Here is a 20,678-nt window from a genome sequence, read left to right as displayed (position 1 = left end):
CCAGGCTTTTTTCGCCATTGACTTCAAATTCAACCAACAGGGCACGGTCCGCTCCGTCCAGGCGCCCACTCGCCAGGCCATCGCGATCCTTTAACTTCTCATAGCCAGCTGATTGCGTTTGCTGATTGAATAAGGCCTTCGCTAACTTCCGTACAGGCTTGGGACCCTTGGAATATCCCGCTAATACTGAACGCTGGATAATGACCCGCTTCCACGGCGCGCTCGCCTTTATTCTCTTCTTCGGCATGTAAACTCTGAATACAACTTAATTATTAATGGTCCGATATTATACACGCAGACATTTATCTTGTAATTAGTTTATTTTTAGGACAGTTATTATTTTTGAAACACATAGGTTCCCGGCGCATCGCAAAGCGGGGGATAATCTTTTTCTACATTACCCATCGGAGGAGGAGAAATCTGATTTCCGGATTGTTCAACTAACCACTGCTGCCACACCGGCCACCAGGAACCCTGATAGGAAGGCGCTTTTTCAAGCCAGCAATCGGAGGTGAGGTATTTGTCATGCGGTTTGCGGGTGCGCATTTGATAACTGCGGCCTCGATGACCCGGCTCACTGACAATTCCGGCATTATGACCGCCGCTGGTCAGCACAAAGGTAATTTCAGTGTCCGTGAATAAATGAAGCTTATAGACGGAACGCCAGGGAGCAATATGGTCGGTTTGCGTACCGACAAGAAATATGGGCACCCGAATATCACTTAAAGCAATACGCCGATGGTTAACACGGAATCGTCCCTGGACCAGATCATTATTCAGAAATAGATTATGCAGGTATTCAGAATGGAAACGATAAGGTAAGCGAGTGGCATCATGATCCCAGGCCATTAAATCATTTAAGGGCCTGCGTGCGCCCAGAAAATAATCGTGAATTATTCTTGACCACACCAGATCATTGGATCGAATCATGCTAAAGGCACCAGCCATTTGCTTGCCATTTAAATAACCCTGCTCCCACATGATATCCTCAAGATAAGTGACCTGACTGTGATCAATAAATAATTGCAGTTCGCCAGGCTCTCTGAAATCAACTTGCGCAGCAAAAAGAGTAACGCTTTTAAAACGATCATCGGATCTGCCTGCCAAAGCAGCAGCCACCATACTTAACAAGGTTCCGCCCAGGCAATATCCTACGGCGTGCACCTGCCGGGCAGGAACAATATTTAGAATCGCTTGTAAACCTTCCAGAATCCCATGGTTAACATAGGTATCAAAACCAAAGTCGCGATCGTCATGGCCGGGATTTTTCCAGGAAATCATAAAAACGGTATGACCTTTGCTCACTAAATAACGAACCAGCGAGTTATGTGCTGAAAGATCAAGAATATAATATTTCATAATCCAGGCGGGGATGATAAATATTGGCTCTGGATACACTTTTTCGGTGGCAGGAGAATACTGAATTAACTCCATCAGACGATTTCTAAACACCACTTTCCCGGGAGTGACCGCGAGATTCACACCCACCTTAAACTTCTCCATTTCTTTTGATGGCAGGTGGAACCACTCCCTGAACAGATCTTCCATTAGGTTTGCAGCACCATCAATAAAATTCTGCCCTTTCGTCTCAAAGGTCTTTTCCAATATTTCCGGATTTGTCCAGGGGAAATTGCTGGGCGAGAAGATATCGAGAAATTGACGCTGAACAAAATTTACCACCCGCAAATGGTGAGGTGTAGCGCCGCGGATATTCCAGGTCATTTCGTTAATTGCCTGCTCAATCATTAAAAATTGCTGAACATATAATGAAAAAGGAAAATTATTCCAGGACTCCTCTTTAAACCGCTTGTCCTCCAGTTTGAGCTGCATGCAATGTTCAGTCAGGCTGGTATTAGTCTGTTGGCAATGGATGGCGAAAAATAATAGCTTGATTACATTTTGCCAATTCTTTCGCGCGATATGAATTTGTTTGGCGGGTGCCATACTGAAATGAGAGAGCCAGTCAAAAAAAGCCAGTGACACTGATGCAGGTGACAACCATCCGGTAAAACGACCTTGCCAGGAGTGTAACAGAATGTCGAAAATTTGCCCTTCATAATGCCCATTGGCCGGCGGCTCGACCGGTTGCAATGACTTGTTGTCTGGATGCGGCTTATTGTTTTCTACCATTTACAATCCCTTTCAATGGAAGAGATTTTCAATTCATCGACCGAATCACATCAAACTCTTCGTCCTGCCCCAGCTCATCACAGAAATGCAGGCTTTCCTGTGCGTTATTCTCTGGCGCTAAAACAACAGTATCCTCATTATCCTGTTCATCAATGATTTCTTTAACATTTCTATTACGCATGACCTCTCCCGGATTTAAACTTATATTTTAACTTTAGCCCATAAAATAATTTTTGCTATCAGACAAGACTTGTTGCCAAAGCAATCACTTGTTGTATATAGTTTTTAATCCACCCAAGAAAGGAAGGAAGTCATCTTGTTAAAGCGCGACATATCAAGAACCAATGTTTTAATCGCTGCGGCAGGAGGCATGATCGGTTCCGGCTGGCTCTTTAGCCCCTTTATCAGCGCGCAAATGGCAGGAAGCAATGCCTTGATTAGCTGGGTGCTGGCGGCCTTATTTATGCTGTTTATCGCACTTCCTCTTTGCGAACTCGGAGCCATGTTCCCCATTTCGGGGGGAATGACGAATTATCCCAGTTTCACCCACGGCAATGAGGTCGGGTTTTTATTTGCCTGGACCTCCTGGTTATCCTATGTGGTGATGACCCCTATTGAAATTCAGGCCATACTGCAATATTCAAGTCATTTTTTTCCCGCATTGATCGTTAAAAATGCCAGCACCTTCACCCTTTCAGGACTGGGTTATTTTATAGCAATTGTGATTATGCTCTTTGTAGTCTTTCTTAATTCCTATGGAATAAAAATGTTGGCTGAATGCAACAAATTCGCCAGTATCATTAAGTTTCTGGTCCCAAGTATCGCCATCGTAGCGCTGATCTCAAGTGCTCCCACGATGGGAAATATCAATATTCATCTCAATGACAAAACAGCCTGGGTGCAAATATTTACCGCCTTATCCGCCGGCGGTGTAGCCTTTGCCTTTACCGGCTTTCAAAATGGTCTGATGCTGGCAGGTGAGGTGCAGAATCCGCAACGCAATATTCCCATAGCCATTCTTGGCGCCGTTCTTATTGGATTTGTATTGTATTTCATGCTGCAGCTCAGCTTTCTGGTGGCCATACCCTCCTCCTATCTGGCCAATGGCTGGCATAACTTAAGCTTTCCAGGCGATAGCGGCCCCCTGGTAGGTTTAAGCTTATTATTAGGTCTCGGGCTTGTTGCCATGCTGCTGATGTTTGATGCCGCATTTTCCCCTTTTGGCACCACCCTGGTGTACACCGCAGCTACTTCGCGAATCGTATACGGCATGGCATTGAACAATCACCTGCCCAAATTTTTCACCCGCTTAAACCGCCACCGTATTCCTTATATTACCCTTTACGCCAACCTGCTGGTGGGATGCTTATCCTTTTTACCTTTTCCCGGGTGGCAAAAGATGGTGGCCTTTTTATCGTCCTGCAGTATCCTGTCTTACGGTATAGGCCCAGTCTGTTTATTGGCCATGCGTAAACTGCAACCGAACCGTGAACGCCCCTTTCGACTGTCTGCCAGCCACTTTTTCAGCCATGCTGCCTTTTATGCCTGCAATCTGATGCTGTACTGGTGTGGATTTGATATTCTCTGGAAGCTGGATTTGGCGCTCCTGATTGGTTTTATTATTAATCGAATCTGTCAAAGAAAAAAATCAACGGCCTTTACAGACAGAAGTCTTTACTGGTTTGCAGTTTACATGGGCTCGATGCTGCTGGTTTCCTATCTGGGCACTTTTGGCGGCATAGGCAGGCTTAATTTTCCACAAGATATTCTGCTGATACTTCCCTTAAGCATGGTTATTCTCCATTTTTCCCAGAAAGTATTGGTGGATGATAAAAAGCATCAGGAAATCACTGCTAATTTATTGATGGCTGAGGCAATGGAGTCTTGAACTGCTGATAACTGCGAAAAATTCCCTCTCTCTAGCTCTCTCCCAAAGGGAGAGAGGACTTTAAAAAAAATCCCCTCTCCCTTTGGGGGAGGTCCAGGGTCACTGCCATTAAGTTAAGCTCAATTGTATATTAAACTGTCATCCCCGCGAAAGGCGGGGATCCATCTCTGAGCTCGCTATAATGCCAATTAAGGAATGGATTCCTTCCTTCTTCGGAATGACAAAATTTCCTTAACTTAATGGCAGTGAGGGTTAGGGAGAGGGTTGATTTTAAGCCCTATCTCTGATGTTTCCACATAGACTTTGCCGTCAATAAGGCCATATGAGACCTTCATTTTTTGCATAGCGTGGTTAATCGTCTGGCAGAGCTCATCAAAAGGCAAGCCAAAAACTTTCCTTCATTGGGATAGAAAATGGAGTAGGTTCCATTGATTTTTTGATTAGCATTGAATGCCCTTAAAACTCGAATCGCTCTTTACAGCTACGAAATTTTTATGAAATGAGATCCTCTTTAAATATCGTGAATAATAGAATTCCACTTTCCTGCTCAATTTATTTTTAATAAACTGCCACTTTTATTGGCAATATGAATAAGGAAAATAATGTCCAGAGAAACAAAAGATTCAAGCGACTATTCTTTTTTTAGTTTACCAAGGCATGATTCTCCTCAGCGTAAATTTATTGACTCCTTGCCGCGAAATACTTGTTTAGCTTTGGCCACTGTACCTACAGAAGGACTAACCCTTCGCCGGATTTTTTACTGTCTTGACAATCCCGGCAGCAAACCGCCCTCTTACATTGAAACTTTAAAAAATATAGGTTTTAAAGGTCTTTTTGCTGGTCCTGGGTCCAGAGTGTCATATTGTCTAGTTGGTAATTTTTCTACCCTTTTAGGTGTTGACTATTTCGGTTCAGATTATAAAGGCTTGTTTATGACGACGGTGGCAAAAAATTCAATTTTGCCACTTTTTCTCGTAAGTAATGCGCGACAAATGAATCTTAATTGGCCGCAGACTTTTCAATTTATGGCTAATAGTATAAAAGATCCAATTGTCCATTCATCTTTCTTTTTCAGGAATTTTGTTGCTAATTCTTGCTTATTGCCAGGCTTTATGACGAGAGATTTTTTGTATCGTGTGATGGATGAATCAAATACAACCGTTCCTGCTTTTGGAGGCTTAGCTGTTTCACTTACCGCTTCTACATTAACAAACTCCTTTTTAAAACCCTTCTTTACAGGAAAATACTCATTACGTGTTCGATTAGCAGTGGCAATCCAATTCCCAGCTAAACTATCTCTGTCAATTCGAGAGCTAGCCTCTTTGGGATTAATATTTGGCAATACTAGGCCACAAAAGAAATTATCACACGAATCAGAAGAAGCTCAGACCGCTGAAGTAAAGCCTAGATAATATTGGGACACACGGGGACACAACTTTTAATATCAGAAAACCAGCCTTGTGATTGTGTATAGTGTGTATAACCAAGAAATAAACTCTCTCAGGCAGGAGCAGGAGCAATCGACAGGTCATCTTTTGTCTGTAAACTTTCCACATAGGCCTTGCCGTCAATGAAAGCCATATGAGTACCGTTATTTTTTTGCATGGCATGATTAATTTTCTGGCAGAGCTCATCAAACGACAAGTCAATATACTCTCCTTCATTAGGATCAAAAAAGGAGTAGGTTCCAGCGGTTTTTTTGATGACCATTGAGTGCCCTTCAAACTCGAATCGCCCTTTCCGGAAAACCGAAAATTTTACATAATGCCCATCGGGAAGGGCATTAAGCTTTTCCGCCAGACGAGTTTCATTAACCATTCCATCCTTTTGATTCGATTCAAATGGTTTGAATAAATCATGAGGATAAATATTAAAAAAATAGGCAATCACTTTCTGAAAAAAAGTACTGACGTGAAGGATATGACTTTTTTTCACATTAGATTTATTAATGTCTGACACATTGAACCGATGCCTGGATGCCATCGGCTGTTTTTCTACCAGACATAACCGGCCATCCCCCTCTCTTATCTCAAAGGATGTTTTTGCAAAAGCAGCACTGAAGCGATTAGTTGATGAAGACGCTTTTCCCAGCTTGTCCTCCATAATTACAAAATTACAAATTAACTCACAAAGACCATTAAACTTCAGGTTAATTTTATGCAGATCAGCATAATGATCTTTTTTTTCCTTCACTTCAGCACAGAGAGGAGCCTGATCAAATTTAATCAGCTTTTTTTGCGCTCTATTGCACTTCACCCCACGTGTCTGAAAATTGCCGGAACCCAAAACCGGGTTTTTTTTAAATAGCTCAGCGAGCTGATGTTCGGCATGGAATGATGTGTTTGCCAGTGGAATAGTGGAGAGGTCGTCAATCTGCCGGAAATTAATTGTATCGTTTTCAAGGACTGCGTAAATTGATAACTGCTTTTCTTTCATAACAACAAAATCGAATAACAAAACCACTTCATTTTAGCACAAAAAGACAAATTAAGTAACAAAAAGCACCCTCAAAATCCATTCTGCCTCGAGCTAATTATGATATAATGACCGATTTTCAATCATTACTCCATATCATGTCCAAACAATTGCTTTCCCTTACCGGCCTACATGTTTTTTTTCTTTGCCTGAGTAATGTGCTGGTGCAGCATCCAATAATTATCTTCGGTTTTCATACTACCTGGGGAGCATTCTCCTATCCGGTCATCTTTATTCTAACGGATTTAACAACAAGACTGACCGGCGCAGCAACTTCCAGGCGTATTATTTTTCTGGCGATGCTGCCTGGTTTATGCAGTTCTTATTTAATCAGCAATTGGTTTAGCTTCGGCAGTTTCTGGGTCAATAATCCCTTTGCCCTGCGAATTGCACTGGCCAGTTTCAGCGCCTATGTTTTGGGCCAATTAGCCGATATCAGTTTTTTTCAGCGCTTAAGACAGCGCCCTTCCTGGTGGGTAGCGCCGACCGTTGCAGGCATTTTTGGTAACATTCTCGATACCTATTCTTTTTTCTTTATCGCATTCTACCAGTCAAGCGATCTCTTTCTTCGAGCCCACTGGCTAGAGATAGCCAGTGTTGACCTGGTATTTAAGCTGGTCATTAGTATTGGGTCCTTTGTTCCTCTTTATGGCCTCCTGCTCTCACTGATTTTGTCCAGCAAAAAAAAGCGCCTAATGAAACATGGCTCCCAAAGCGATACAACCTTGCCCGGCATGTAAACCGATGGCCGTTGAAACCGGCTCAACGAAAACGGGTTCCTGGCCAAAAGCCTCATAGGTCATCGCCGCAAACTCAGCGGCTTTTTCCGGCACGCCAGCATGTACGATACAGTAATTATCCAGTGAACTGGTTTTGGCAAGCTCAGTGACGATATTAACCAGTTTTATTAACGCCTTGGTTTCACCAAACGCCTTGTCCTTTATCACCGCTCTGCCTTCCTGATCAAAGGAAATAATGGGTTTAACACCTGAATAACGTGCAAACATTCCCTTGAGCCTGCTGACTCGGCCTGAACGGATTAACGCATCGAACTGGTCGACCATGACAAATAAATGCGTCCTGCCAGCTCGTTCAGCCAAAGCAGCCTTGATCGCCTCAATTTCCATACCTTCCGCAATCAGCTCAGCCGCATAATACAATAACAGCCCCTGCGAGCCGGAAACCAGACGAGAATCCATTACATGCACATTGCTAAAATTGTCAGCTACTTTGCAAAGCGCATCATGCATCCCGCTTAGCACTTTGGCGACACTCAAAACCAGTACCTGATCATAATGCAGAGATAAATATTCAATTCGCTCCCTGATTAAGGCGGGAGCAGGAAACGACGTTGTGGGATAAGCGGGCAGCGATGATAAGCTGCTGTAGAAGTCCTTACTCTCGATACAGTATCGATCCAGCAAATCATGGCCATCGTAATGCACATTCAAATTAATCAAATGAATCTGAAAATCATCAAGAATGGCCTGCGGAATGTTAACGCTGGAGTCGGTAACCAAAGCAATGCGATAGCGGCTTTCATGCATCACCTGATACTGTCTCAGCATATCCTCAACCTTGGGGGATTGTATGCTGCCGTGCTGTCTTAAAATTTTGAATACCGAAGGCGGCTGGTTGCAGTGAAGATGCAGACGGCATAACTGTTGATTAGCGGTGAGAACAATGCTGTCGCCATGCTCCTGCAGGGAACTGACAATCTCGCTTTTATTGAGCTGCCTGCCGGCGATGATAGCTTCAGTGCAGTAGCGATTCTGAGGCGGATTCCCAAAGACAGGTTGTTCATGCTGATGATTTTCACTAACCGGCACCTCTTCAATCTCGTCATCAAACGGTTGAGGATTTGCCAGATAGCTGGCAAATCCCTCGACAAAAAATCCAAAACCTAAAGCACCCGCATCCTCCACCTGCGCTTCTCTCAGGATTGCAAGTGTGTTTCTCGTCGACTCAACTGCCGCCTGCACCTCGGGCAATGTCTGGTTTACCAATTCGACCACGCAGTCAGTATGAGCCGCGTCCCGTTCGAGACAAGCCGCCCATACTTCCATGACAGTCAGTATGGTTCCCTCGACCGGTTTTAGAATTGCCGCACGAACACTTTGCACCGCCGTTTTTACCAGCTGCGCAAACGAGCGGGTATCGAGGGGCTCAGGTAAAGGAAGTGCCTCCATAAAGCCATTAAAAAACTGCGAGAAAATCATTCCGGAATTGCCGCGCGCCCCCATAATGCCGGCATCGGCCAACGCCTTGCAGGTTAGCTCCAGCCCGGGCTGCTGCCTGGCGTAAGTCACAATTGAGCGTGCGGTGGCCGCCATATTATCGCCGGTGTCACCGTCAGCAACCGGGAACAGATTAATTGCATTTAAATTTTGCCGTTGAGCTATTAGCGTTTTGCAGGCACTCATTACGGCTGAGTGAAGCAATGCCGCGTCTAGTTGCAGTATCGCCATGATTAATAATAAATAAAATCGAACCTTAGATTAAGCATACTCCCGCCTCTTTTTTAAAGCAACGAATGATATTAATCTCTCAGCGATTGTTTTTTTAATGCAAAAAACTGATTTACCAGTATTTATCCTGTAACTACTATCAGGCTTATGCCATAATTTCCGGGAATATGACCGGCTAAAAGCCAATACAAACAAGACAAGTATAATGATTTATTCCGATTTACGTGATTTTATTGAACAATTGGAAAAGCGGGAATTATTAAAGCGAATAGATTATCCGGTTTCACCCTTCCTCGAGATGACGGTGGTAAGCGATCGGGTATTACGCTCTGGAGGTCCAGCCTTACTGTTTACCCGGTCTCATGAGCGTATTCCTGTTCTTACCAATTTATTTGGTACTGTGGAACGCGTTGCCCTGGGTATGGGAACAGAGCAAATCAGTGCGTTGCGAGAGATTGGTCAACTACTAACCAGTTTAAAAGAACCGGAACCCCCCAAGGGTTTTAAAGATGCGTTGGGCAAGCTTCCCTTACTGAAGCAGGCTTTAACGATGGCCCCGAAACTGATAAAAAACGCCCCCTGCCAGGAAATTATTATCGAAAAAGAGCAAGTGGACTTGCTTTCGCTTCCAATACAAACCTGCTGGCCCGAGGATGCAGCACCACTAATAACCTGGGGTCTGGTGACCACCAGGGGACCGAATAAGCCACGCGAAAATATGGGCATCTACCGCCAGCAGGTAATTGGCAGAAACAAACTGATTATGCGCTGGCTTTCTCATCGCGGAGGAGCTCTGGATTATCAGGACTGGCAAAAAGCCCGACCGGGTGAGCCATTTCCAGTTGCAGTCACTCTCGGGGCCGATCCCGCGACCATTCTCGCGGCAGTAACCCCAATTCCGGACACGCTTTCCGAGTATTCCTTTGCAGGACTTTTACGCGGTCAACGCACTCAGCTGACACAATGCATCGGCAATGATTTACACGTTCCCGCCAGCGCTGAAATCATTCTGGAAGGTTATATTGAACCAGGCTCTCTAGCGCCGGAAGGACCCTTTGGCGATCATACCGGCTATTATAATGAGGTCCAATCGTTTCCTGTTTTTACAGTGGAGCGCATTACCCACCGGAAAAATCCCATTTATCACAGCACGTATACGGGGCGCCCGCCGGATGAACCCGCCATTCTCGGTGTTGCCTTAAATGAAGTATTTATTCCCTTGCTGCAAAAGCAATTTCCGGAAATTGTCGATTTTTATCTTCCACCGGAAGGTTGTTCCTACCGTCTGGCGGTGGTTACAATTAAAAAACAATATCCTGGACACGCCAAGCGGGTAATGATGGCGGTGTGGACTTTCTTAAGACAATTTATGTATACTAAATTTGTAATCGTATGCGATGATGATGTGGACGCACGCAATTGGCAGGATGTTATCTGGGCGATGACAACGCGAATGGATCCTGCACGCGATACGGTGATGATTGAGAATACCCCCATTGATTATCTTGATTTCGCCTCACCCGTTTCGGGCTTAGGCTCCAAGGTTGGATTTGACGCAACCAGTAAATGGCAGGGAGAAACGCAACGTGAATGGGGAAAGCCGATTTCCATGGATGCGGAAATTTTGGACAAGGTAAACAATTACTGGGAAAAGCTAGGACTTAAATGATGGACAATACCGAAGTTACTGCTCAAGTTGAGCACATTAATCCCTTATCAGACAGTATTATCGAGTTAATACTATCTCCTTCTCATTATGTGAATTACGAAGCTGGCCAATATTTGCAGATCAAAATCGATAGTAGCTATAATAGCTATTCTATTGCCAATGCGCCCTTAGGCTCACACAGATACGAATTACACATTCGCCATACAGGCAGCCCCTATAATCAACCGCTTTTCACACAAATTAAAAATGAGGGGCAAGTGACCCTCCGCCTGCCCTTCGGGAATTGCACTCTCTCCGGACTTCAACCGGGAAAACCCATTCTGTTTATTGCCGGAGGCACTGGATTTGCACCTGTGAAGGCAATGATTGAGCAGTTATTGGCAACCGGCGATCAACGGCCTTTTGAACTCTACTGGGGAGCTCGCTCACACAGCGATCTGTACATGGATGATAAAGTAAAGCAATGGCAAGCACACACCAGCCATTTTAAATATTTTACTTTATTACCTCCTGAATCGGATTTTCTGGCTCCGCTGGCAATAAAAAAGCATCCTGATGATCTTAAACAATTTGAAATAATTGTCGCCGGTCCATTCGATATGGCTTATATTGTTCGTGACCAATTATTGGCTCAGGGCCTCGATGAATCCCAGTTGTATTCAGACGCGTTCAGCTTCAAGGAAGGAAACAGGAAATAATGGAAACCTTTTATCAAATCCTTGGGATTGCCGCCGCAGGCTTGATTGTCTGGTATCTCTATCGAACAGTAAAAAACCGGCCCGAGCTTTTCAGTCGTGAAAATATGAGCAAAAGTTTTGGAACAATGGGGGTTTTGGCGATCATTCTGATCGCTTTTATTGGTTTTTTGATTTTAATGTTGAAGAATTCCTGAGGATAAATCCTTAAGGGAATTCCTTCGCTTTAACTCTCAAAATCGTTCTATTGCAAATGCCCATCCACCAGCACCAGCTGCCGATCAGTGCTTGCGGCAAAATTTGTATCATGGGTGACAACAATAACCGTTCGCTGATAATGATGGGCTATTTCTTTCAGCAGGCTCTGTACATTCTGGCTTGCGGCGCTGTCTAAATTCCCTGTTGGTTCATCAGCCAGAATAACCACCGGTTCATTGGCCAGGGCCCGGGCAATTGCCACTCGCTGACTTTGACCACCGGAGAGCTGTTTAGGCAGCTTATTCATTTGTGAACCCAACCCAAGCTCCTCAAGCAAGCCGCTGGCACGCTTGAAAATTTCCTCTGCTGTTAAATACCCTAATCGCTGCATGGGTAACATCACATTTTCAAGAGCGGTAAATTCGGGTAATAAGAAATGAAACTGAAAAATGAATCCTAATTTGCGTAAACGAATACTAGCCAGCTGTTCCTCGGTGTAATGACTGATGTCCTCATTCTCAATCCAGATGCTGCCCATGCTGGGACTATCCAGTAAACCCAGCAAGTAGAGCAGGGATGACTTGCCTGAACCGGAGGGGCCGGTAATCGCCAGAAATTCTCCGCTCTCAACTTGCAGGCTGACATCGTTCACTAAAGTAATGGGTACTTCTCCTGCCAGTTTCCTTGTTAAATGTTCCACTTTTATAACTGAAGCACTCATATTTCACCTCGCAGAATTTCTATGGGTCTAACCAACGCGGCTTTTCTAGCCGGCAATAAACTGGCAAACAAAGCCGCAATTAAGGCGAAGCCACCGGCAATAGCAAACTGCTGCCAGCCCCAATCCATCGGCATATGAATTATTTCGGTGCTTCCCGGCGTTTTAAATTCAATTTGCATCATTCCATACATAAGAACACTGCCTAAAGGCAAACCCATAAGGCAACCTAAAACGGCGAGTATAATTCCCTGTGCCAGAAAAATGCGCTGAATGTCTTTCGCATGAAAGCCCATAGATTTTAAGATAGCAATATCTCGATGTTTTTCCATAACCACTGTTGAGATCACATTGTAAATCCCAAAAGCCGCCACAATCAGAACCGCGGAAACTACGGTATACATAATGATGTTTCTAATCATCAGGGTATTGAGTAAATCTTCTGAGGCCTCTTGCCAGGAAACCGATTTATAACCAATATGATGTTCTACCTGGGAGGCTAGCTTAAACGCCTGATAAGGGTCTTTTAGCTTAATGGTGATGGCATTGGCACGGTTTGGTCTGTTCAGCAAAGCCTGCACTCTTTTGAGTCCGGCATAAACCTGGGTATTGTCAAAATCAGCTCGTCCAGTGCGAAATATGCCCACGATTTTGAATACTCTCACCTGATTAGTGCTGGCGATAATAGTCAGATTATCGCCCAGGCGGCGTGATAACTTTCTGGCCAGTTCACTGCCGATAATAATGCCATCCTGATTAGCTATCAGATTATCGAGAGAACCTTGCTTCATATAGGAGCCCAGAGTGGTGACCTGCCCAATTTCCTCAGGCAGCATACCATTTAAATTAACCCCGTAATCCTTGCCGGCAAAATTAATAAGTACCTGGCCTTTCAAAGACGCTGCCGCCAGTATGTTCGGATCGCGGCGAAGATAAGAAATAACACCCTTATAACCCCTGATACCGCGAATTTCAGTAAGCGGACGCAGATTGCTGATTTCAACAGCCCCTTTAAAATAGCTCTGTGCCGGCTGTATACGCGGATTGCGAAATTCATCGGTAATTGCGATGTGGGCGGTGTTATTAATCAGACGATTAATGAAGTCTCTTTCTGAACCCTGCATGGTCGCTGAAATAGTCAGAAAGAAAGAAACGCCCAGTATAATCCCTGATAAAGACACCAGACTTTGCCTTTTTCTCGCCATTAAATATTTGATCGCAATCTTCACCGACAGGCTCATGATTTATCCCGCTTCAAATGGATGCGAACCGAGAGATTTTCCCTGAAATGGCTGTCTGGAGAAACCGCTATTAAATCATCAGTGGAAAGGCCGCTTAAAATTTCTACTTCATGCTCACCCTTGGCTCCCGTTTTAACCGGGAGCTGCTTAAGGCGGCCATTTTTAACCAGCCAGACTTTATCGTCTATTACCGCACTTGCCGGAACAAGGAGAGCATGCTTGTTTTCATAATAAATGATATTGGTTTCAGCAGTCATGCCAATCTTGAGTGGATTTTTTTTAGTAAAACTGACCCGAACACGGTAGCTGCGTGCGATGGGATCCCCCTTGGGTGTGATTTGCTGCACGACACCATGAAACACTTCACCCGGGAATGCATCCGCGCGGATGAGCACCGCCTGGCCAGGCTGTACTGCGGCAATATCTTCCTCATCAATTTCAGTGGAAACTCTGAGCGGTGCACAACACATCAGCCAGAAAATGGTTTGATTGGCGGGTATCAGTTCGCCAATTTCACCATCACGGCGAATGATAGTGCCGTCGGCTGGAGAAATCAGCTGCAGATAAGCAAGCTTTGCCTCAGCCGCATCAACAGCAGCCTGAGCAGCAAGCCAACTTGTGCGATCGCTTTCATACTCGTTCAGTGATACATTACCTTTCTTTATCAAAGAGGCGCTGCGCTCGAATTTTTTGCGTGCAAACTCTTCGCGTGATTTCAGTTCATCAAGATTATGTTCGAGTTCTTCATTGTCAAGCTGCGCTAAAACCTGCCCTTTCTTAACCACACTGCCCTCATCGACATTTAACTCAATAAGACGCGCGGTTATTCTCGAGGCAATAGGCATCATCACCGATGCTTCTACGGTGCCTGTTCCATAAGCTGCCTTGACTGCAGTACCAAAATAGGGATGTGTGACCGTAATACGCCGGGCCGGCAAAAGAAAGTAGCTGGCAGCTATACCCATTGCGATAATCAATAATACAGCCCAGCGTTTTTTCATATCTGCCTGGATTAAGAGCAATTGTTGGTTCTGTATTGAGATCTTAGACAACAGAGTCTGAAAAGGAAAATGAGGATACTAGAAAGCGGATAAAGCTTGTGATTTATTCAGCAACCACTGCCGGGAGTTCAAGTATCTGGGCGATTTTATCCAGTAATTCATTAATGTTAAACGGTTTGGTGAGATAATGAGTTGCCCCGTTTTCCAGCGCCTGCTTTTGAGCCAGTCGATCGCCATGTCCGCTAATGACAATTGACGACATTTGGTTATTACGCTTTTTCAACTCCTGCAGTAACTCATTACCATCCATGTAAGGTAAAAATAAATCAATAATCAGACATCCCTGCCAGCTTAAGGAAAATTTATCCAGAAAATCCAGTGGACTTCTGTATATTTCCACAGGAACATTAAAGAAAGAATTCAATAGAAAATGCAAGGCGGAACACACCGCCTCATTATCATCAATGATATAAATTGTCTTGATGGTCATTATATTGCTTCCTTTATCGGGAGAGAAATGGTAACCCAGGCTCCCTTTTCATTATCATTTATTATCAGGGAACCACCATGCGCTTTAATCAGACTGCGGCAGATTGACAAGCCAAGCCCAGTCCCCTGGGATTTGGTAGTAAAATAGGAAGAAAGGATTTTATTGCGTATATTCTCAGGAATACCAGGACCATTATCACGAAAATGGATATGAAGCTGCCCGTCCTCATTTGCAGTAGAGATGGTGATCAGCAACTTACTATTAGCGCTTTGTTCAAATGCCTCAATACTGTTTCGACCCAGATTGAGGATCACCTGCATTAATTTAATCCGATCAAGTGGTAGTAAAGGTAAACGTTCTGCTAATAGAAGCTCCACGCGTAATTTGTTCGCCCTTTCGTAATAAAGAAAGGGAATTGTTTGCCTGATTAGCTCATTAATATCAGTCAACTCTAAGTACATTGTGCCATCGCGCATGAAATCTTTCATGCGATGTAAAATCGTGCCCGCATGCTCCGATTGATTGGCTATTTGAGTCAGGGGGAATTTCAGACTACTAAATGCCTGATCTTGTTTTATCTTGAGCAGGCAGCTTCGACTATAGGCCTTGATAGCGGTAAGCGGCTGATTAATTTCATGCGCCAATGCGGATATCAGTTCACCCATGATATTGCTGCGCGCCACTCGCTCTAACTCAGTTTGCCGTTTGTGTACCTCTCTTTCCTGCAATTTGAAGGAAGTAAGATTTTTAATATGCAGATAGAGTTTTTTTCTTTGTGAGTAGACAGGGTCAATTAAGGCGATATAAACCTCATAATAAAACACTGCTTCATCGAGATTGGAGTTCTCGATCACTATAACGCTGGGATGTCCAGAAATAGCCATGTTGCAAGCGGTCATAATTCTGCTTTTTAAGGACGTGCGACGCCCAAGTAGACGAGGCAAACTCATCCCAATAGCAATTTTGGCCGCAAAAACCTGAGAAAAGGTATCTATGAACGACTTATTTATGGCGATGAAGTTAAAATCACAATCCACTGCGGCTATCGCTTCATTGGCCGTTTGAAACAGGCTATTGATCAGGTTATACGATCGGTTGAGATCATAGAATTCGGTTTCTAACCTGCGTAAACTGGTCACATCAATCAGGGTAATATTGATTAAACTATCTTCTAAGAGCGTAAGTTCTACCTGCACATATTTACGATCAGCGTTCGCGTTTAACAAAACTATTTCACAGCTTTGTTTTGTTTTCATGATATCCAATTGCTCAAAACTTCTTTGTAAATAGCACTTGGTATCTTCACTAACAAAACTAAGAAATGAGCGGTTTTGCAAGATAAGTGGTTCACAATTAAGAAGGTGTGATGCTTTAAAATTGAATTTTTTAATTGAAAAATTGTTATCGACCAATAAATAGATCGATGTATTGAAATTATACAACTCCTTATAGTCGTTTTGCACCGAGCTTAGCTGTAAATGAAGTTCGGCAATATGTTCCGCCTGCTCTCTGATTATTTTTTCTTTAAATTGCAACTCACGTTCCAATTCGTTCAGGCGGCTGTCAAGATCTCTCACTGGAGAATCATCCAGCATATACGCTCCCTGTTCAACTTCTAATCTTATTCCACAGCACAAATGAATTCATTCAACCGGCAGATTTGCTGTGAATGGTTATTAGCAATAAAATCTCATTATCTCTATAAATAAAAGCCGACAGCGTTCCTGTTTGTTTACAGAAGTTCTCGAGAGGCAGCTCAACCTGAGATGTATATTCGGCTCTGATTTTTTCACAGAGATCTCTAAGTTTTTGCAGATCCCATAATCCCTTTAACTTTTGCAGAGGATTACCTGTCAGCTCATCCGAGCTTAATTGGAACATCTGCTCGAATGCGGTATTGATAAATTCAAACTTATCCATTTGATTAATTATCATGGCCGGTTTATTTAGAGACTGCAATAACACTCGATTCACCTGGGAAAGATTGATAAATTCTTCCGTAAGCTCATTTAACTTATCCTCAGCCTGTTTCTGAGCATGAATATTCAGAAACGTAATCACAACACCATCAACGATATTATTAACGGTTCGATAAGGTATAATTCTGACCACATACCAATTATCACTTTTATCAACTACTTCTATTATTTTGGATTCCAGAGTTCTCAATACCAGCCATGAGTCATCGATTAGATTCTCATAATTCAAATTGGAAACAATATGACTTAATGGTCTTCCTACATCAGAAGTAATTAAATTAATCATTTCAGTCGCTTTGGGTGTGAAACGCTTTATACACAAATCCTTGTCCAGAAAGACTGTGGCAATTTCAGTATTATCAAGCAAATTGCGAATATCATTATTTGCGCTGGATAACTGCTCAATGCGGCTTTCCAGTTCTGCATTGACTGTGGTTAATTCCTCATTCAGAGACTGAAGTTCTTCCTTGGAGGTTTCAATTTCTTCATTAGTGCTTTGAAGTTCTTCATTGGTAGACTGCAGTTCCTCGTTACTTGATTTAAGCTCCTCGTTGGAAGTTTCAAGCTCCTCTATTGTTGTTTGCAAACTTTCTTTGGTGTATTTGAGCTCCTCTTCCAGTTGAGTGATCTTTTTATCTATCTCTGCTTTCTTGAGTGCTTTACCATTCAATTCCGTATCAACAAATACTTCTTCAAAAATAATTAAGAACAGCTTTCGTTTGAATACTTCTGCTTCGACCAGTGGGCGTACCTTTAAATTAATATATTTAAGATTGTCGCCATCTTTATACTGCAATCCATTGAAGACAACTTCCCTGTGATGGGTGCTTGACTTGCGAATTGCCAGGGAAACCTTTTGCTTCAACTCAGAGCGTACCATCTCTAAAATCTGCAGACGAGCTTCTCCTGATGCAAACTCCAGAAATTTGCTGGCACGGCCATAGATGTACACAATATTCTCTCTGTCATCAATAATAACACAGGCCGGTGTACAATTTTTTAATAACGTTTGTTGTACCAGGTTGGATAAATTTGGCTCAATGTCTTGCATGTTTTTTTCCGTTGTCTTTGTATCATGAATTTCATGATTGGATGCACCTGAGGGTAAATTTAACATCGAGTGAAAAGAGGAAGCACCTCCTTTTCGTATAAAAATTTTCCATCGCCGATCCACAATAGTAAATAAATCGGTTGTACTACCTATCGTCTCAGAAGTGCCTAGAAATAATAAGCCTTGGGGCTTTAAACTGTAATGAAACAAGGGCAGAATTTTTTTCTGCAGTTGAGCACTCAGATAGATCAGCAAGTTTCTGCAACTTAGCAAATCCAGCTTGGTAAATGGTGGATCCTTCACCAGATTTTGAGTTGCAAAAATAATCATTTTGCGGATATCGATACTAATTTTATATTGATTACCTTCTCTCACAAAAAAACGATCCTTATGCTCCTCACTCAATCCAGCCATCAAGTTTTCTGAAAAGATACCGGCTCTTGCAATTTCAATTGCATCCTCATCAATATCAGTACCAAAAATCTGGACATTAAAATGTTTTTTTAAATGATCCATGCACTCCTGGATAAGAATGGCAATCGAATATACCTCTTCACCGGTTGAACAGCCCGGCACCCACACCCGAATCCAGTAATCAGCCGACTTTTCTGTCAGCAATTGTGTAATTTCCTTGCGCAGGGCTTCAAAGGCATCCGGATCACGAAAAAAATGGGTTACGTTGATTAGCAATTCTTTTAAGAGAATTTCCAGCTCGCCGGGATGCTGCTGGAGATAATGAATATAAAAACGCAAATTATCAATTTGTAATAGATTGAGGCGCTTTTGTATTCGTCTGAAAATGGTATTAGGCTTGTAAAGCGAAAAATCATGCCCTGTATGCGTATTTAATAACACCAGAATTTGGCTGATCTCATCTGATACGCTATCCGCCAAAGGCAAGGCATTATCACGAAAATGAGCTATATACTGGGCAATAGAAGAAAACATAAGATCTGGACTAAGAACATAATTTGCAAGCCCGGTACTAATTGCACTTTTAGGCATCCCGTCGTAAAGAGCAGAGTTGACTGTCTGTACTATAACCAATCCCTCACGCTCTTTTAATACTCGAAGCCCTGCAGTACCATCCGTTCCAGCACCCGATAAAATCAAGCAAATAGCATATCTACCCTGATCCTTAGCCAAAGCCCGAAGAAAAAAATCAATGGGCAGTCTGATTTCATGATCTTTGACTTCAATCAGATCCAGGGTTTTATTCTTGATAGTTGCATAATAGCCAGGCGGGAGAACATAAACGTGATTTCCTTTAACTGGCTCAGACTTTTTAATATTCTTCACTTTGAGTATGGTGCTGACCTTCAGCAACTCGGGAAGCATGCTTGAACTATCAGGGCCAAGATGCGTGATTACAACATAGGCCACATCATCGCGAGGCAGAACAGTCGAAAAAAAGCATTTTAATGCCTCCAGACCACCAGCCGATGCACCAATCGCAACGATAAAAAGGGGTGATTCTATTGAAATACTCTGATTTTCTACAGCGGGCACTGAACTATTATTCTCCTGAATATCATTTTTATTATTATGCTGACTCATATTTTACTTCTTGATAAATACCGCAATCACTAATTAGTTAATTTTTTCATTCAGAATTTTTTTTATGACTTTTACATGTCGTTGTACTTGCTCAGCTTTATTTTTAAAATAGCTGGTGTTCCCCGAGTTTTCACGTGCTGCCCTGTCAGCGATAGTCATGGCAAGCTGCTCTTTTTCTTCCAGGGCGCGTAGTGCAGCCCACAAGGCCTCCTCAATACTTTCCTCCATTCCATTTAATAAGCTATCAACACCATAGGCATGGCCAACCCGGCAACGGTATCTCTCGGGCGAATCATCAATTTTCCACAGTACCCCTCCGCAGTCAGGACAGCCATAGGGGGAAGGCTGTGCTATTTTTCTCAAATCCGTCGCCTGTTCCCTCGGATTAACTTTGTTTAACTTGCACTCTTTCGTAATCAATATGGCATTGGTATTATTGGGTAATTTTTCCAAAGGCCTTTGAACCAGGCCACCCAATAGAACGGCTATTTCATTAGCTGGCAAGCAATAATCAATAGAGGCATTTTTCATTGCATTTTCAGGCATGTCAGGATACTCCGCCTCCGAAAGATCCTGGGCAATGGCCACTCCATCCCTTTCTTTGATAACTGCAAGCCCCGTGCTTCCGTCATCGAGCATCCCACTCAGCACTACGCCTATCGTTGCGGGTCCATTATATAGGGCAGCAGAGCAAAATAAAGGGTCAATTGCCGGGCGTGCGTGATTAATTTTTGGTCCTGCGTCCAGATGAATTTTGCCATCAACAATTGTCATATGGTAATCAGAGGGCGCCACAAAAATATGACCTGCTTCAAGAGGTTGATTCGGCTGGGGTGTAATCACTGGCAGCCTGCTAAAACGGGAGATTAATCCAGGCAACAGATTACTGCCAGGTTGAATATGTTTTACAACAATGACCGCTGCCGGAAAATCTGCCGGCAAGTTAGAAATCACTCCTTTCAAGGCATTCAAACCGCCCGCTGAGCAGCCAATAACTACCATGTACCCTTTAAACACATTTTCTCCTTAGCCATTTGCACAACAGAGAGAATCAGCTCGTATTATACGAATGATTATTATTAACTTGCAGTGTACACCACTGTGAGAACAGGGGACAG

Annotated in this window: 18 protein-coding genes; 6 read left to right on the top strand and 12 right to left on the bottom strand. The window is 43.3% G+C overall.

From position 1 onward, the window contains the following. The 3 genes from E1O89_RS13715 to E1O89_RS15495 all read right to left on the bottom strand — a co-directional run. Nucleotides 1-247 (bottom strand): hypothetical protein (locus E1O89_RS13715; protein WP_133140639.1); only part of this gene is annotated, 247 nt, incomplete at its 3' end. 89 nt (nt 248-336) lie between these two features. Further along, entirely contained in the window at nt 337-2,130 is a 1,794-nt protein-coding gene (locus E1O89_RS13710; RefSeq protein ID WP_133140638.1) for a PHA/PHB synthase family protein, read from the bottom strand. A gap of 28 nt (nt 2,131-2,158) precedes the next feature. Then, nucleotides 2,159-2,311, bottom strand: a complete 153-nt coding sequence (locus tag E1O89_RS15495; protein WP_157072289.1) for a hypothetical protein — start codon at nt 2,309-2,311, stop codon at nt 2,159-2,161. A 135-nt stretch (nt 2,312-2,446) separates the two neighbouring features. On the opposite strand from E1O89_RS15495, the gene E1O89_RS13705 reads away from it, so the two are divergent. Together E1O89_RS13705 and E1O89_RS13700 are read left to right on the top strand one after the other, a co-directional pair. Next, nucleotides 2,447-4,018 carry an APC family permease gene (locus E1O89_RS13705; RefSeq protein WP_133140637.1) on the top strand — a complete coding sequence of 524 codons (1,572 nt, stop codon included), beginning with the start codon at nt 2,447-2,449 and terminating at the stop codon, nt 4,016-4,018. 602 nt (nt 4,019-4,620) lie between these two features. Beyond that, on the top strand, nt 4,621-5,430 hold the full coding sequence (locus E1O89_RS13700) for a hypothetical protein (RefSeq protein WP_133140636.1): 810 nt from the start codon (nt 4,621-4,623) through the stop codon (nt 5,428-5,430). 88 nt (nt 5,431-5,518) lie between these two features. On the opposite strand, the gene E1O89_RS13695 is transcribed toward E1O89_RS13700, so the two are convergent. Then, nucleotides 5,519-6,454: a hypothetical protein gene (locus E1O89_RS13695; protein WP_133140635.1), complete on the bottom strand. Its 936-nt coding sequence runs from the start codon at nt 6,452-6,454 to the stop codon at nt 5,519-5,521. Between the two features lie 107 nt (nt 6,455-6,561). On the opposite strand from E1O89_RS13695, the gene E1O89_RS13690 reads away from it, so the two are divergent. After that, nucleotides 6,562-7,233, top strand: coding sequence for a 7-cyano-7-deazaguanine/7-aminomethyl-7-deazaguanine transporter (locus tag E1O89_RS13690; protein WP_262337528.1), 672 nt, complete (start codon nt 6,562-6,564; stop codon nt 7,231-7,233). Here the strand turns inward: E1O89_RS13690 and E1O89_RS13685 are convergent. Continuing rightward, complete coding sequence (locus E1O89_RS13685; protein WP_133140634.1) at nt 7,186-8,961, bottom strand: DegV family protein; 1,776 nt, start codon at nt 8,959-8,961, stop codon at nt 7,186-7,188. The two genes, E1O89_RS13690 and E1O89_RS13685, sit on opposite strands and share 48 nt — an antisense overlap. Before the next feature lie 205 nt (nt 8,962-9,166). Here E1O89_RS13685 and ubiD point away from each other — a divergent pair, with 205 nt between their 5' ends. From ubiD to E1O89_RS13670, 3 genes are read left to right on the top strand one after another with little or no spacing between them, the layout of a single operon-like run. Continuing rightward, nucleotides 9,167-10,630, top strand: a complete 1,464-nt coding sequence (ubiD, locus tag E1O89_RS13680) for a 4-hydroxy-3-polyprenylbenzoate decarboxylase (RefSeq protein ID WP_133140633.1) — start codon at nt 9,167-9,169, stop codon at nt 10,628-10,630. After that, entirely contained in the window at nt 10,630-11,328 is a 699-nt protein-coding gene (locus tag E1O89_RS13675) for an NAD(P)H-flavin reductase (protein ID WP_133140641.1), read from the top strand. Before ubiD ends, E1O89_RS13675 begins: the two co-directional genes overlap by 1 nt. Further along, nucleotides 11,328-11,522, top strand: a complete 195-nt coding sequence (locus tag E1O89_RS13670; protein ID WP_112218701.1) for a hypothetical protein — start codon at nt 11,328-11,330, stop codon at nt 11,520-11,522. The genes E1O89_RS13675 and E1O89_RS13670 overlap by 1 nt, the downstream gene beginning before the upstream one ends. Before the next feature lie 47 nt (nt 11,523-11,569). Here E1O89_RS13670 and E1O89_RS13665 read toward each other — a convergent pair whose 3' ends face one another. From E1O89_RS13665 to E1O89_RS13635, 7 genes are all read right to left on the bottom strand, one after another. Next, the gene (locus E1O89_RS13665) at nt 11,570-12,244 is read right to left on the bottom strand and encodes an ABC transporter ATP-binding protein (RefSeq protein WP_112218702.1); all 675 of its coding nucleotides are present in this window, start codon (nt 12,242-12,244) and stop codon (nt 11,570-11,572) included. Next, nucleotides 12,241-13,482, bottom strand: coding sequence for an ABC transporter permease (locus tag E1O89_RS13660; RefSeq protein ID WP_112218703.1), 1,242 nt, complete (start codon nt 13,480-13,482; stop codon nt 12,241-12,243). The genes E1O89_RS13665 and E1O89_RS13660 overlap by 4 nt, the downstream gene beginning before the upstream one ends. Further along, the gene (locus E1O89_RS13655; protein ID WP_133140632.1) at nt 13,479-14,483 is read right to left on the bottom strand and encodes an efflux RND transporter periplasmic adaptor subunit; all 1,005 of its coding nucleotides are present in this window, start codon (nt 14,481-14,483) and stop codon (nt 13,479-13,481) included. The genes E1O89_RS13660 and E1O89_RS13655 overlap by 4 nt, the downstream gene beginning before the upstream one ends. Nucleotides 14,484-14,586: 103 nt before the next feature. Then, nucleotides 14,587-14,973: a response regulator transcription factor gene (locus tag E1O89_RS13650; protein ID WP_133140631.1), complete on the bottom strand. Its 387-nt coding sequence runs from the start codon at nt 14,971-14,973 to the stop codon at nt 14,587-14,589. Further along, nucleotides 14,973-16,568: an ATP-binding protein gene (locus tag E1O89_RS13645; RefSeq protein WP_133140630.1), complete on the bottom strand. Its 1,596-nt coding sequence runs from the start codon at nt 16,566-16,568 to the stop codon at nt 14,973-14,975. The genes E1O89_RS13650 and E1O89_RS13645 overlap by 1 nt, the downstream gene beginning before the upstream one ends. A gap of 52 nt (nt 16,569-16,620) precedes the next feature. After that, nucleotides 16,621-19,560 (bottom strand): CheR family methyltransferase, encoded by a 2,940-nt coding sequence (locus E1O89_RS13640; protein ID WP_133140629.1) that lies wholly within the window; start codon nt 19,558-19,560, stop codon nt 16,621-16,623. A gap of 33 nt (nt 19,561-19,593) precedes the next feature. Beyond that, entirely contained in the window at nt 19,594-20,577 is a 984-nt protein-coding gene (locus E1O89_RS13635) for a chemotaxis protein CheB (RefSeq protein ID WP_133140628.1), read from the bottom strand. Nucleotides 20,578-20,678 lie beyond the last annotated feature (101 nt).

Origin of the sequence: Legionella genomosp. 1 (assembly GCF_900640215.1) — a bacterium.
Classification (GTDB): domain Bacteria; phylum Pseudomonadota; class Gammaproteobacteria; order Legionellales; family Legionellaceae; genus Legionella_C; species Legionella_C quinlivanii_A.
The sequence above is the reverse complement of the archived record's forward strand: the minus strand, read 5'-3'. Positions and strand labels throughout refer to the sequence as shown.